General features: G+C 71.4%; 12 protein-coding genes. 11 read left to right on the forward strand and 1 reads right to left on the reverse strand.

From position 1 onward, the window contains the following. The first annotated feature begins 58 nt into the window (after window positions 1-58). Window positions 59-1,474: an FAD-dependent monooxygenase gene (locus OHA65_RS29875; RefSeq protein ID WP_328764170.1), complete on the forward strand. Its 1,416-nt coding sequence runs from the start codon at window positions 59-61 to the stop codon at window positions 1,472-1,474. 13 nt (window positions 1,475-1,487) lie between these two features. Here the strand turns inward: OHA65_RS29875 and OHA65_RS29880 are convergent, their stop codons facing one another. Then, window positions 1,488-2,498: a trypsin-like peptidase domain-containing protein gene (locus OHA65_RS29880; protein ID WP_327279282.1), complete on the reverse strand. Its 1,011-nt coding sequence runs from the start codon at window positions 2,496-2,498 to the stop codon at window positions 1,488-1,490. A gap of 209 nt (window positions 2,499-2,707) precedes the next feature. Between OHA65_RS29880 and OHA65_RS29885 the strand changes: the two genes are divergently transcribed. The 10 genes from OHA65_RS29885 to OHA65_RS29930 all read left to right on the forward strand — a co-directional run bounded on the left by OHA65_RS29885 (window position 2,708) and on the right by OHA65_RS29930 (window position 13,917). Continuing rightward, window positions 2,708-3,745: a phosphatidylinositol-specific phospholipase C domain-containing protein gene (locus OHA65_RS29885; RefSeq protein WP_405762744.1), complete on the forward strand. Its 1,038-nt coding sequence runs from the start codon at window positions 2,708-2,710 to the stop codon at window positions 3,743-3,745. A 49-nt stretch (window positions 3,746-3,794) separates the two neighbouring features. Continuing rightward, complete coding sequence (gene tsaD / locus OHA65_RS29890) at window positions 3,795-4,859, forward strand: tRNA (adenosine(37)-N6)-threonylcarbamoyltransferase complex transferase subunit TsaD (protein WP_405763455.1); 1,065 nt, start codon at window positions 3,795-3,797, stop codon at window positions 4,857-4,859. A gap of 172 nt (window positions 4,860-5,031) precedes the next feature. Next, window positions 5,032-5,700, forward strand: coding sequence for an O-methyltransferase (locus OHA65_RS29895; protein WP_327279284.1), 669 nt, complete (start codon window positions 5,032-5,034; stop codon window positions 5,698-5,700). An 81-nt stretch (window positions 5,701-5,781) separates the two neighbouring features. Next, the gene (locus OHA65_RS29900; RefSeq protein WP_327285839.1) at window positions 5,782-6,495 is read left to right on the forward strand and encodes a tyrosine-protein phosphatase; all 714 of its coding nucleotides are present in this window, start codon (window positions 5,782-5,784) and stop codon (window positions 6,493-6,495) included. A gap of 136 nt (window positions 6,496-6,631) precedes the next feature. Next, the gene (locus OHA65_RS29905; protein WP_329314982.1) at window positions 6,632-7,468 is read left to right on the forward strand and encodes a serine protease; all 837 of its coding nucleotides are present in this window, start codon (window positions 6,632-6,634) and stop codon (window positions 7,466-7,468) included. 89 nt (window positions 7,469-7,557) lie between these two features. Beyond that, window positions 7,558-8,148 (forward strand): YetF domain-containing protein, encoded by a 591-nt coding sequence (locus OHA65_RS29910; protein ID WP_327279286.1) that lies wholly within the window; start codon window positions 7,558-7,560, stop codon window positions 8,146-8,148. Between the two features lie 503 nt (window positions 8,149-8,651). Further along, window positions 8,652-10,106 (forward strand): ABC transporter substrate-binding protein, encoded by a 1,455-nt coding sequence (locus tag OHA65_RS29915; protein ID WP_405762746.1) that lies wholly within the window; start codon window positions 8,652-8,654, stop codon window positions 10,104-10,106. Beyond that, the gene (locus OHA65_RS29920; RefSeq protein ID WP_327279288.1) at window positions 10,103-10,891 is read left to right on the forward strand and encodes a 2OG-Fe(II) oxygenase; all 789 of its coding nucleotides are present in this window, start codon (window positions 10,103-10,105) and stop codon (window positions 10,889-10,891) included. The genes OHA65_RS29915 and OHA65_RS29920 overlap by 4 nt, the downstream gene beginning before the upstream one ends. 1 nt (window position 10,892) lies before the next feature. Next, on the forward strand, window positions 10,893-12,827 hold the full coding sequence (locus OHA65_RS29925) for a radical SAM protein (RefSeq protein ID WP_327279289.1): 1,935 nt from the start codon (window positions 10,893-10,895) through the stop codon (window positions 12,825-12,827). Next, entirely contained in the window at window positions 12,820-13,917 is a 1,098-nt protein-coding gene (locus OHA65_RS29930) for a ThiF family adenylyltransferase (protein ID WP_405762749.1), read from the forward strand. The genes OHA65_RS29925 and OHA65_RS29930 overlap by 8 nt, the downstream gene beginning before the upstream one ends. Window positions 13,918-13,919 lie beyond the last annotated feature (2 nt).

The following is a 13,919-nucleotide window of genomic DNA, read 5'->3' on the forward strand; positions in this document are numbered from 1 at the left end:
CGGGGCGCCCCGGGCGGCACCTGATCCGGGGCGCGGGCGCCACGGGAGACTCGGCGCCATGGACGACGACACGGACAACCACCCAGACGCCCTCGAAGCCCACGATCACGCGGTGGTCCTCGGCGCAGGCCTGGCTGGGCTGCTGGCGGCGCGGGCGCTCGCCCAGCGGTTCGCGCGCGTGACCGTGGTGGAGCGGGACGAACTGGCGGACTCCGGGCCGGCCTTCCGACCCGGAGTGCCGCAGTCCCGGCACGTGCACGTGCTGTGGTCGCGGGGCCTGGAGCTGATGGAAGGGCTGCTGCCCGGTGTCACCCGGGAGCTCCTGGCGGCCGGCGCGGCGCTCATGGAGTCCCCGCGGGACTTCCTGTGGCTGAGCTCCGCCGACTGGTTCCACCCGGTTCCGGGCTCCCGGATCCTGGTGGGCAGCCGGGAGCTCATCGACTGGACGGTACGGCGGGAAGTGCTGCGGGACGAGCGCGTCCGCATCCGCTCCGGATCGACGGCGACGGGACTCGTCGCCGGAGCAGACGGCCGCTCCGTGGTCGGAGTGCGGCTGCGCGAAGGGGGCCCCCTGTCCGCCCGCTTCGTGGTCGACGCGACCGGACGGACCTCCCGGGCCCCGGCCTGGCTCGCCGCACTGGGCCACCCCGCCCCGGAGACCACCCGCTACGACTCCCACCTCGGCTACGCCAGCCGCTACTACGAGATCCCGCCCGACCCGGCCCGCCGCTGGCAGGGCATGTACGTCCAGGGCCGCCCCGACAGCCCGCGCGGGGGCGTGCTGGTGCCCCTCGACGACGGCCGCTGGCTCGCGACCCTGATCGGCAACGGCGAACACGCCCCGCCGACCGGTGACGAGGAGTTCCTCGACTACACCCGCACCCTGCGCACCCCGGCCCTCCACGACGTGCTGCGCGACGCCAAACCGCTCTCCTCGCCGACGGGCTTCCGCAGCACCGCGAACGAATGGCGCCACTACGAGCGCCTCGACCGCTGGCCGGCCGGCTTCGTCGTCCTCGGCGACGCCGCCTGCCGGTTCAACCCCGTGTACGGGCACGGCATGACGGTGGCGGCCCTCGCGGCGGACGCACTGGCCGGCGCCATCCGGGGCCTGGCGCCCCGGGAGATCGCCGCGGCCGCCCGGCGCATCCAGCGGCGCACGGCCACCGCCGCCGACGTGGCCTGGCAGATCGCCACCAGCGAGGACATGCGGTACCCGGAGACCGAGGGACGGCCGCCCGACCAGGCGACCAAGGTCCTCCAGGCCTACATGGCCCGGGTGATCGTGGGCGCCAACGCCGACCCGGAGATTTCCCGGCCCTTCTTCGGCGTGCTGTCGCTGTCGGCCCCGCCGAACACCTTGCTGAGCCCGAGCACCGTGATCCGGGTCCTGTCCAAGTGGCGCCTGCCGACGGTCCCGGCGACCGCCGACTACCCGCCGCACCACCACGCCCCGCCGGACTCCGGTTCCTGACCGGCGACATCCGCTAGCGGGCCGCCACGGCCCGCTCGTACAGGGCGCGTACCGCGTCGTCGAAGAAGCTGCTGTACGAGGTCTTCTCGTCGCCGCCCCCGTCGCGGCCGCCGACCACTCCGATCAGGGTGTGCGCGTCGGTCAGCACCGGACCACCGCTCGTGCCGTCGGGTACGTCCGCGCAATCCAGCCGCAGTTGCGCGGGCCCCGCGGCACGGGCGGTGTTGAAGCACTCCACCGGATGCTCGGTGTCGTTCGGATAGCCCACGACCCGCGCCGGAGCGGGCAGTTCGGGTCCGAACCGGATCTTCTGGGCGCCGGTGGTGTCCTCCAGCCGCTCGCCGGGACGGCCCGGCCTGCGCATCCGCAGGAACGCCACGTCGTGGTCGGGATCCTGGTCCTCGGCCCAACGGGGGTCCACGTCGATCCGCGTGGGCACCCAGACCCCGTACGGGGCCTCGCCGTCCTGGTAACCGGGGACGAAGGCGAGGTTCGTACGGAAGCCCAGGACGCCGCGGTACACGCAGTGGGCGGCGGTGACGACGAGATCGCCGCCGGGGGAGTGGACCACCCCGGCCGAACAGTGGTGGTCCCCGTCCCCGTCCTCCCCGGGCGAGAACAGCGCCCCGATCGCCGGCTCCGCGGCGGCGGGCCGCGCGACCAGCGGGTCGGAGGGCTGCCAGCCGCCCGACCGCCAGTGCACGCCGGCCGGGGGGCCGCCCGTGCCCGGCGCGGTCGGGCCCGGTACGGCGGGATCCGCAGCCGGATCCCGCCGTACCGGAACCTCCGCCGAAGCCTCCTGCGGAGCAGTCTTCCGCGCCGGACCGTCCAGCACGGCCGCCGCCGTGCGGTCGGCCGCCTCGGCGTCCTGTACGTAGCTCCCCTGCGCGGGGTCCCCGTCCGCCGAATGCGTGACGATGCCGCGCAGCTCCCACAGGAGCCCGGCACCCCCGGCGAGCACCACGCAGCACACGCCGACGAGCAGGCAGACCCGTACGGCCCGCCCGCGAACCCTGGTGAACATGTGGCACTCCCGCTGTGGAACCCCGATCGGCTCCCTGTTCTACGGACGGCGCCGCGACGGGAGTTCCGGCTTCGGGACGTGTCCGTCCTCACAGCCGGGACGCCCGCCCTCCCCGGTCACCCGCCGTCCTTCCGCATGTCACGCAACTCGCCTACCCTCCAGCCGAGTTGGGGCGAGGCGCACCGACGGGGCAGACAGGAGCCGAAAGCATGGGACTGCGCAACAGGATGGCGGGGGCGGTGACGGCGGGGCTGGCCGCCCTGGCACTCGCACTGGGCACGGCCCCGGCGGGGGCCGCCGCCGACCTCCCGTACGCGGGATCGACCGGCGTGGGCGTGCACAACGCCTACGAGAAGGCCAAGTACCCGTACTTCGCCGACGCCCTCGACTCCGGCGCGGCGATGTTGGAACTCGACGTGTGGACCAACTTCTTCGGCAGCTCCTGGCGGGTCTCGCACGACAACCCCTTCGGCAACGACAACAACTGCGAGAACGCCGCCACCCCCGACCAGCTGCGCACCAAGTCCCGCAACCAGAACCTCGCGGGCTGCCTCTCCGACATCCGCAGCTGGCACGACGCCCACCCCGGCCATCGCCCGGTCGTCCTCAAGCTGGAGCTCAAGGACGGCTTCGCCGCCAACCTCGGGCGCGGCCCGGCCGAGCTCGACGCGCTGCTGAACTCGAAGCTCGGCGACGCCCTCTACGGCCCCGGCCGGCTCGCCGCCGGCCACCTCGACCTGGACACCGCCGCCCGGGCCGGCGCCTGGCCGGGGCGCGCCGCGATGGCGGGGAAGTTCCTGGTGGAGCTGATCCCCGGCACGCTGGAGGAGGGCAACGCGGGCGACACGCTGTGGACCGACCGGGAGTACGCCCAGCACCTGCGCACCCTCGCCACGGGGGGCCGGCTCGGCGAGGCCGCCGCCTTCCCCGCCGTGCACGGGGCCGCGGCCGGTGACCCGCGCACCCGGTACGCCGACGCGTCGCTGCGCCCCTGGTTCGTGGTCTTCGACGGGGACGCGAGCGCCTACGCGGGCGGCTCGATCGACACCGCCTGGTACGACCGCAACCACTACCTGCTGATCGCCACCGATGCCCACGACGTGGCTCCCGCCATCGACGGGGTCCACCCGACCGAGGCCCAGGCCCGCGACCGGGTCGCCCTGATGGCCGCGCACCACGCGTCGATCGCCTCGGCGGACTGGTACCCGCTGCCGTCGGTGCTGGCGACGGTCGTCCCGCGCGGCTAGTACCCTTATTGCGAAATATTCGCAATAAGGTCGGGGTGTCGGTGACGTGGTGGGATCTCCGGTGGTGCTGGGCATCGAATCGTCCTGCGACGAGACGGGCGCCGGCATCGTGCGGGGCGGCCGCCTCCTCGCACACGTCGTCGCGTCGAGCATGGACGAACACGCCCGCTTCGGCGGCGTCGTCCCCGAGATCGCGGCCCGCGCCCACCTGCACGCCTTCAACCCGGTGGTCCGCCGGGCCCTCGACCAGGCCGGACTGCGCGCCGACCAGCTCGACGCGGTGGCCGTCACCACCGGCCCCGGCCTCTCCGGCGCACTCCAGGTCGGCCTGGCCGGGGCGAAGACCCTCGCGTACGCGCTGGACGTCCCGCTGTACGGGGTCCACCACCTGGCCGGGCACGTCGCCGCCGACACCCTGGAGCACGGGCCGCTGCCCGAGCCGTGCGTGGTGCTCGTCGTCTCCGGCGGGCACACCTCGCTGCTGCTCGTACGGGACCTCGTGCGGGAGCCGATCCTGCACCTCGGGGACACCCTCGACGACGCGGCCGGGGAGTGCTTCGACAAGGTGGCCCGGGTGTTCGGCCTGCCGTACCCCGGCGGGCCGGCCATCGACCGGGCCGCGCGGGGCGGCAACCCGAAGGCCGTCGCCTTCCCCCGCCCGCTGACCGGCGGGCCGCGCGGCCGGGACCCGTACGCGTACTCCTTCTCCTTCTCGGGGCTGAAGACGGCCGCCGCCCGCTGGGCCGAGGGCTACCGGCAGCGCGGGGAGCAACCGCCGGTCGCCGACGGCGCGGCCTCGCTCCAGGAGGCGGTGGCCGACGTCCTGACCCGCAAGGCGGTCGCGGCCTGCGCGGAATACGGGGTGAAGACGCTGGTGGTGGTCGGCGGCGTGGCGGCCAACTCGCGGGTGCGGGCCCTGGCGGAGCGGCGCTGCGCCTCGGCGGGGATCGAACTGAGGGTGCCGCCGATGACGTTGTGCACGGACAACGGGGCGATGATCGCGGCGGTCGGCGACCTACTGGTCCGTGCGGGTGCGGAGCCCGCGCCGCACGGCCTCACGATCGACCCGTCGGCCCCGCTGGAGTACGCGGCGCTGCACCCGGCGGCGGGCTGAGCGCCGCTTCGACCGCGGCCGGTCGGCGCAGCGGTCGGGGCCGGTCGAAGGCCGAGCCGCCGTTGCGGGCGCTGCGGGCGTTGGCCGTTGCCGTTGCGGGGGCCGGGTCGTTGGGCAGCCAGACGGCCCCGGCGCGCGGGGTCGCGCACCGGACTCGCGAGGGGCGTACGGCATGAGCAGGACCGGGGACGGCGTGAAGACGGTGCACCTCACCGCCGAGGTGTACGGGTATCTGGTGGCGCAGGCCGAACCGCCGAGCCCCGTCCAGGAGCGGCTGATCGCGCGCACGAGCGAGCTCGGCGGACCGGCGCAGATGCAGATCCCGCACGAGCAGGGCGTCTTCCTCACGCTGCTGGCGAAAACGGCCGGCGCCCGCCGGATCGTCGAGGTCGGCACCTTCACCGGCTACTCCACGCTGGCCCTCGCCGCCGGACTGGCCGCCGGCGGGCGGGTCCTGACCTGCGACGTCTCCGAGGAGTGGACGGCGATCGCGAAGGAGGCGTGGAAGGCGGCCGGGGTCGACGACCGGATCGACCTCGCGATCGCCCCGGCGCTGGAGACGCTCCGCGCGCTCCCACAGGACCCGGTGATCGACCTGGCCTTCCTGGACGCCGACAAGTCCGGCTACCGCGCCTACTGGGACGAGCTCGTGCCGCGCCTGCGGCCGGGCGGGCTGCTCCTCGCCGACAACGTCCTGTACGGCGGAGAGGCGGTGCGCGCCGATGCCCGCGGGAACGGCCTGGCCATCCGGGAGTTCAACGCGCACGTGCGGGCCGACGGCCGGATGGAGTCGGTGATGCTCCCGATCGCGGACGGCCTCACGCTCGCGCGCAAGCACTGAGGCATCCTGGGGCGACAACCGCACTCCGAGGAGCCCCAGTTGCCCGATACGCACGCGCACAGCCACCCGCACCTGCGCCACATGGCCTTCGAGCGCCTGCACAACTTCCGTGACCTGGGCGGCTACCGCAGCGCCGACGGCCGTACCGTCGCCTGGGGCACGCTCTACCGGGCCGATTCCCTCGGCAAGCTCGCGGACGCCGACTGGGACCGCTTCCTCGGGCTGGGCATACGTACCGTCATCGACCTGCGCTACCCCTGGGAGATCGAGGCCAAGGGCCGGATCCCCGAGCCCGAGCGGTTCACGTACGCCAACCTCAGCATCGAGCACCGCCCGTACGACCAGGCCGCGATCGACCCCGACGTCGACCCCTGGCGGTACCTGGCCGACCGGTTCGCCGAGGTGACCGAGGACGGCGTCGTGGAGATCCGCCGGGCCATCGAGCTCATCGCCGCCGGTCCCGGCCCGGCGGTCTTCCACTGCACCTCCGGCAAGGACCGCACCGGCCTGATCGCCGCATTCGTCCTGACCCTCCTCGATGTGTCCGAGGAGGAGATCCTGGCCGATTTCGCGCTCACCGAGCTGGCCACCGCCCGCCTGACGGCCGACTGGCACGCGGCCAACCCGGGCCGCACCATGCGCTGGCCCGCGTACGGCCGAGCCCCGGCGACGATCATGGCCCTCGTCCTCGCGGACCTGACCACGCGCTACGGCTCTGCCGCCGGCTACCTCGCCGACCGGGTGGGGATCAGGCCGGAGACGGTTGCCCTGCTGCGGGAACGCCTGCTGCGCTGATCATGGCCGGAATGTGACGACAGTCAACCAGGCGTGCACTCTTGCCAGTTGAGGTGGGTATCCCAACAATGCGCATGACAACCGGAGGATCTTCGGTTGCATCGTCATTGAAGAGGGGAACCCCCACATGCCCCACATGAACAAGCCTGTCGCCGGCGCCGTGCTCTCGCTGCTCCTGATAGGAGCGGCGGCGGCCCCGGCCGTGGCGTCCGCACCCCAGGACAAGGCCTCGGCGGCCGTCACCGTGAACTACGCGGGGACGGTCGCGCTCAGCAACTGCTCCGGTTCCGTCGTCCGCGCCCCCGGCTCCCAGTCGACCGACCCCGCGCTCGTCCTCTCCAACGGGCACTGCCTGGAGACGGGATTCCCGGGGCCCGGCGAGGTCGTCAAGGACCAGCCGTCGAGCCGCTCGTTCTCCCTGCTCAACGCGTCGGGCTCGCGCGTCGCGACGCTGCGCGCGAGCAAGGTCGCGTACGCGACGATGACCGACACGGACATCTCGATCTACCAGCTGACCAAGACGTACGCCCAGATCCAGAGCCAGTACGGCATCAGCGCGCTCACCCTCAACGACGCCCACCCGGTGCAGGGCACGGCGATCAAGGTCGTGTCGGGGTACTGGAAGCGCACGTACAGCTGCAACGTGGACGGGTTCGCGTACCGCCTGAAGGAGGGCGAGTGGACCTGGAAGGACTCGGTCCGCTACACCTCGTCCTGCAACACCATCGGCGGCACCTCGGGCTCCCCGGTGATCGACACGACGACGGGCAAGGTCGTCGCCGTCAACAACACCGGTAACGAGGACGGCCAGCGCTGCACGGACAACAACCCGTGCGAGGTGGACGAGACCGGCAAGGTCACCGTCCGCCAGGGCATCAACTACGCCCAGGAGACGTACATCATCGTCCCCTGCATCGGCGCGGGCAACAAGATCGACCTGAACCGCGCGGGCTGCACCCTGCCGAAGCCGTGACGCGACGGGCCGCCCGCCCGCTCGATGGGGCGGGCGGCCCCCGGCGGGTCGTCGCCGCGCCCACTCCCGCCGTGTGCCAGCGTTGACCGGTGCGATCCGCTCACGATGCCCTGACACCGTTCCTGCACAACGAGATCCCCTACCTGGAGAAGGCGCTGCGCACCATCGCGGTGTACGCGCTGATCCTTGTGCTGCTCCGGATCGTCGGCAAGCGCCAGCTCGCGCAGCTCAGCACGTTCGACCTGGTGGTCATGCTGCTGCTGGCCAACGTCGTGCAGAACGCGGTGATCGGCCCGGACAATTCGGTCGTGGGGGCGGCCTTCGGGGCTGCCGTACTGCTCGCGGTGAACGCCGTGGTCGTCAGGGCGGCCGCCCGCTACGAATGGCTGGGCCGCCTCCTGGAGGGCACCCCCACCACCCTGGCCCGTGACGGCCACTGGCTCACCCCCGTGATCCGCCGCAGCGGCCTGCGCGTCGCCGACCTGGATGCGGCGGTCCGCCACCAGGGTGGCGACGACGTCACGGAAACCTCGGAGGTCACCCTCGAACCGGGGGGCACCCTGGTGGTCCAACTGGCGGAACCGGAACAATCAGCGGACAAGGCTGACATCGCCGCCTTGAAAGCGACCCTGGCCACCCTTGAACGCAAGATCGACGCCCTGGAGTCCGGCACTCCCTGACCGGTCGACGCAAGGGCCACCTCTCGCAGAAAAACCGGTTATCCAACCGGTTTGCGCGTTCCCTTCGGGGCGGGGTCGGTCGGGAAGCGGCTGTGTTTGGCCATATCGCCTGCCGAACGGACGGTCGGGTGCGCGGGGAATCGACCACCTCATTTCCTGGCTGCCTGCAAGGCGTCGCAGGATGTGCCATTTTGCACCATCTTGTGGATGTCATGCAAACAGGCCAGTGGTACACGCTTCATTGAGTCAAACCCCTTGGCTCGATCGAACCCACGTGCCTAGGCTCTGTGCATCCACCAAGGAAGGAGGGGATTACGAATGATGGAAGCGACCGCGATTCAGGAGGTCGAGCTCACCGATGAGATCGAGGAGCTCGAATTCGATCAGGAGATGCTCAGCGACTACCTGGCGATGACGCACCGCTGTTGATGTAGCCCGGCATATCCGGGCGGAGTCGTCCGGATATGCCGGATGCAGCTCTTCTGATACGCAGGGGGAGGCCCGTGGATTCCGGAATCGTCTTCGCGCTCGATTCGATGCCGTTGAACAGCGACAGTCACTGGCCTGCCGACTACGACGCCAGGTTCGTCGGGGAGGCCCTCCTGGGCACCCTGTCCGTCGAGGCGGGTGACGGCTCGCTCCGGACCGGTTCCGCGCTGGCGGTCGAGCGGTTCGACGGCGGACGGCGATGGCGCGTGACCCTGGACGGCGAGGCCGCCTGGTCCGATGGTCTTCCTCTCTCCGCCGAGCACGCCCTGGCGTCGGTGCGCACCGTTCTCGCGCGGCCGCGGTCGCCTCTGGCCAGGCTGCTGTACCCGGAACTTCCGACGGAGCCGGCCGTCCAGGTCGCAGCCGACGTGGTGGACTACCGATTCGCCCGCCCCGTCTCCTACGTGCCCTCGCTGTTGACCCTCCCGCAGTTCGCCCCCTCGCGGGAATCCGGGACCGGTGCGGATGCGCCGGTGCTGGGGCCGTACGAGATCACCGGTCGCGGGGAGGACGGCATCAGGATGTCCCTGCGCGACCGTGCCGCGGACGAGCGGGCGGGAAATCGGCCGCGCGAATTGGAATTCCGTGTGTTCGCACGGACACGTGAGGCGTTGGATGCCTTGCGGCGGGGCGAGATCGACGTGTCCCCGACGACCAGCTTCTCCGTGCAGGACGTATTCGACTGTGCCGGCGTAGATGGTTTCCAGAGTCGACCGATCTCCATTTTCGGCAGTCTGGAATTCGGTGGATCAAGTGGGGACCTGAACCGTCGTCCGGAACTCCGGCGGGCATTGGGATTCGCCGTGGACCGCGAAAGAATCGCGGAGCGATGTCCCGGATTGGTCATACCGTTTTTGTATCAGACCGCACCCTGGTCAGCCGTCCCCCCCTCGTCGAAGACGTGGAGGCCGACATCCCGTGAGATCGATGAGTTACGCCGTGAACTGGGCGGATCTCTTGAGATCGGCTACGCCGACTTCACGCCCAACGATGTGATCGTGCGAGCGGTGTGCGACCAGTTGCAGGAGATCTTCGGCATCACCGCAGTTCCCCGGCCACTGAGTTACCGCGCCTATGTGCGATCTGCCCTGAGCCGTGACTACAGCCTGCTCTACACCCTGACCACGGCTGATTTTCCTCATCCCGCGTCCCTTCTGACGCCCTGGTACTCGACCGGCGCGGTCGCGAAGAGACTCGGCTTCGCCGACGCCGGACTGGACGCCCTCTTGGACGCCGCGTCGGAGGAGACCGATCCGGGCGCACAGGCCGGCCGCTGGGCGGCCGCGGACCGGCGCTGGTCCGAACTGATGCCCCGGATCCCCCTGATCCAGGTGCGTGCGCACTGCCTGAGCAGCGGACGCCTGACCGGAGCCCGACTCAATTCCAGCGGGCTCATCGACTTCGGACGGCTGGCGGCCGGCCCCCGGGCCCGTACCGCGGCAGGACCATACGAGGAGGCCCGGGCGTGAGCCGGACACAGAACACATCGCGGGAACACGACCGGGGAACGGAGCCGAGCGACGCCGACCCGACCGCAGCCCTGCGCGGGGCGGCCGGGTTCATCGCCCCCGGTCACCTGACGCCCGAGACCCTCCAGGGGCTCGGGGAGTGGCTGCACGCCACCCCCAGCCGGCCCTTCGTGCTGCGCGACTTCGTCGAACCGGGCCAGGCGGCCGCCATGGGCGCCGCCATGCGCGCCCTGCCCGTCTGGACGCGGTGCGTCACCGCCTTCCGCAACGAGTCCGAGACCGAGGACATCCCGGCCCGGGACTGGGCCGAACACCCCCGGCGCGCCGCCCACCACAACGTGGCGCGGGACCTCAGGAGCGCGCTGGAGGAAGGCGCCATGAGTGCGGAGCACCAGATCGCGCTGCGTCGCTTCCTGTCCAGGGCGGCACTCGGCGACGTGCTGCGCAACTGGATCACGGCAGGCACCGGGATCCGGCTGACCTCGAAAGAGGCCAGTCTGGAACTGGCTTCGTACGACGCCGGAGACCAGATCCGCCCACACCAGGACCTCGTTCCCCGCCGGGTGTTCGCCGTCAACTTCTACCTCGACGAGGAGTACCGGCCGGGCACCGGCGGCCGGCTCGTCTACCGCAACGAAGAGGACGACGAGTTCGCCGTGGAACCGCTGTTCAACACCTTCTCCGTCATCCAGATCCGGCCCGACGCCTGGCATCACGTCGAGGCGTACGAAGGTACGGGCACGGGACGGTTCACCGTCAGCGTCGGCCTGCACGGGTCGGAATGAGATGACGGACGCAAGCACGCCCACCGACGGCGCAACCGCACCCGTCCACCTGGTGTTCCCGCCGATGGTCGAATCCAACTTCGGCAGCCTCTACCCGGCGCCGGCCGTCCTGGCCGGGTTCCTCGCAGCGCACGGCGTGGAGAGCAGCCAGGAGGACTTGAACGAGTCGTTCGCCGAGTACCTGCTGGCGCCGGAGACCGCGCGGGCGCTCGGCGCCGGCCTGGTGCCCGGCGTCTCCGCCGATTCCCTGTGCGCGGCCGTCGCCCGCTGGTCGAACGAGCACCGGGACCAGCTCATCGACCCGGTGGGACGCCACCACTTCGGGCCGGACGCGCCGTACGGCTGGGCCATGGAGATCCTGGCCCAACCCTTTTCCGTGGACCCCGACACCGGCGTGCTCGCAGGAGAGGGCGACGCCGACACCGCAGCCTTCTACCAGGCCTTCTACTCCTGGACCGGCACTGCCGAGCGGATCGGCGACACCACGGCCCTGGTCGGCATCTCGGCCGCCATGGGCCCGCAGCTGCTGCCCGCGCTGCTCCTCGCCGCCCATGTGAAGGCGGCCCGCCCCTCGGTACGCGTGGTGCTCGGGGGTCCGGCAGTGAGCCTGATGTCCTCCGTGGACCTGGACGTCATGCTGCGGTCGAACGCTTCCGTGGACTGCATCGTGCGCTACGACGGCGAGTTCCCGCTCCTCGAACTGGCCCGCCAGGCCGTGGCCGGTCACTGGGACCCGGAGAGCGTGCCCGGAGCGTCCTGCCTGACCGACGACGGGGTCCGGCACGTTGCGCCGGGCGTGGGCCCCAACCTCAACCAGCTTCCCCGGCCGCGCTATTCGAAGGCGGCGCTGGCAAGGCTGGCCAGCCCGACCCTCAGCATCACCCAGGCCAGGGGCTGTTACTGGGGCAAGTGCGACTACTGCGACTTCGTGGAACTCTACGAGGGCAGCGCGCCCTTCCGCGGTCGCCACCCGGACTCGTTCACCGACGAGGTCGAGTGGCTGGCAGGTGAGTTCGGCATCCGGAGGTTCAACTTCGTCACCGAGTCCATCCCTCCGGCCTTCGCCCGCCGGATGAGCCGGGCCTTCCTCGACCGTGGCCTGGACGTGGTGTGGAACTCGTTCGCCATGGTGGACCGGCGCTTCGACCGCGAACTCCTGGAGTCGATGGTGGCGTCGGGCTGCGAGTTCCTCGTCATCGGCCTGGAGACCATGGTCACCCGGGTCCTCAAGCTCGTGCACAAGTCAGCCGACCGGGAAGAGAACATCCGCTTCCTGCAAGACGCACGCGACGTGGGCATGCCGCTGCGCGTCAACCTGATTCCCGACCTCCCGTCCACCACCTACGAAGAGGCGCTCGCGGCGCTCGGCGACATGGAGCGGCTGGCCGACTGCGTCGACTCGGTCTCGGTGTTCCCCTTCGAAGCCACCCGCTCCTCCAACGTCGGCCGCGCGCCGGACCAGTTCGGATTGCTGCCGCTCAGCACCTCCGACGCGATCGGCCAGTCACAGTACGCGCTGAACCACCTCCACAATGCGGACCCCGCCATGACCCCCGAGCAGCGGAGCGAAGTGCACCGCCGCTACCGGGACTTCGCCCGCCAGATCGCCACGCGTTCCACGCTGCCGCCGTCGAGCTTCAAGGACGACCTCCATCCCGGAGCGCTGCTGAGGGTGCCGATCGAGGAGCTGGACGTCCTCGACACCGGCGAGAAGCTGGTCTGTACGCACATGGGAAGCCGGGAGAGGCTCTCACTGCCCGGCGCGGCGGCCCGGATCCTCCAGCCGCACCTCAACGGCAAGCCCTTCGTCGCCGGCCGGATCCCGGGGGCACGGCGCCCGGACGGGGTCCCCAAGCTCGCCGAGCGTCTGATCGCGGCCCGGGTCCTCGTCCCTGCCGCGGAGCGGGAAGGCCTCGTCGATGACACCGGTGTCTGACGGTCTCCGGGAACGGATCCTGCGGCTCGTCGAAACGGTGGCCGTACTCCCTTCCGAAGGCGGGCTGCGGCTGCTCCACGGCGTGGACGTACTGCGGGTGCGCGGGCCCGAGACCGCCTTGCACGCAGCCGTCGAACACCTCACGCACGGTGTGCCGGCCGGGGAGATCGAGGCCCTGCCCCCGCGCTCCGTCCTGCGCCTGCTCGTGAGGCGGCTCACCGAAGCGGGCTGGATCACCGACTCGGACCCCGACCACGGCAAGGGGACGGAGCTGGAGCGCCAGATCGGCTACCTGACGCTGTTCGGCGCCGATGCGCCGCACCTCCAGTCGAGGATCGCCGCGTCCCGCGTGGCCGTCCTCGGCGTGGGCGGCGTGGGCGGTGTGGTGGCGCAGCACCTGGTGGGCGCCGGGACGGGTGCCCTGTGGCTGGTGGACCACGACCGGGTCGCCCTGCACAATCTCAACCGCCAGTTCCTTTCCGGCCGCTCCGACGTGGGCAAGTTCAAGACCGAGGTCGCCGGGCGCTCGCTGCACGCGCTGGCGCCCGGCGCGGAACTCAACCTGGCGGACTGCCGGATCAGTGCCCCCCGCGACCTGGACCGGCTGCCCGACGATCTGGACCTCCTGGTGCTCGCGGCCGACACCCCGGCCGACATCGCCACCATCGTGTGGGACTGGGCCCGCCCCCGGGGCATCCCGATGTGCTCGGCCGCGGTGGGCCTCGGGACCGGCTACTGGGGGCCGGTGTTCGTGCCCCGGCTCGGCCACTGCATGCCGTGCTTCGAGGCCGGCCGGCTCGCCGGGCTGTCCGCCGAGGACGTCAGGGCCGTACGCGACGACGCCCCGCCCACGCCGTATTCGTTCGGTCCGACGAACACGGTCGTGTCCGCGCTGCTGGCGCACGAAGTGCTGCGGTTCTTGGCGACGGGCCGCTGCTCCGTGCTCAACCGCCGCGGCCACATCCGCTTCTCCGACGGATCCACCTCCTTCCTGGACGGCGCGGCATGTACCTGCGCCGAGGGTCGGCAGCCTTCGGGGAGCCCTGGAAACATGCAGGCGGAGGCCGCCTGTGCACCATCGGAAAGGTGACC

Source organism: Streptomyces sp. NBC_00045 (assembly GCF_045041095.1).
GTDB lineage: Bacteria > Actinomycetota > Actinomycetes > Streptomycetales > Streptomycetaceae > Streptomyces.

What these genes read in the sequence shown, in the direction of transcription:
- OHA65_RS29875 (WP_328764170.1), top strand. Translation starts at nt 59, where the DNA reads ATGGACGACGACACGGACAACCACCCAGACGCCCTCGAAGCCCACGAT.
- OHA65_RS29880 (WP_327279282.1), bottom strand. Translation starts at nt 2,498, where the DNA reads ATGTTCACCAGGGTTCGCGGGCGGGCCGTACGGGTCTGCCTGCTCGTC.
- OHA65_RS29885 (WP_405762744.1), top strand. Translation starts at nt 2,708, where the DNA reads ATGGGACTGCGCAACAGGATGGCGGGGGCGGTGACGGCGGGGCTGGCC.
- OHA65_RS29895 (WP_327279284.1), top strand. Translation starts at nt 5,032, where the DNA reads ATGAGCAGGACCGGGGACGGCGTGAAGACGGTGCACCTCACCGCCGAG.
- OHA65_RS29900 (WP_327285839.1), top strand. Translation starts at nt 5,782, where the DNA reads ATGGCCTTCGAGCGCCTGCACAACTTCCGTGACCTGGGCGGCTACCGC.
- OHA65_RS29905 (WP_329314982.1), top strand. Translation starts at nt 6,632, where the DNA reads ATGAACAAGCCTGTCGCCGGCGCCGTGCTCTCGCTGCTCCTGATAGGA.
- OHA65_RS29925 (WP_327279289.1), top strand. Translation starts at nt 10,893, where the DNA reads ATGACGGACGCAAGCACGCCCACCGACGGCGCAACCGCACCCGTCCAC.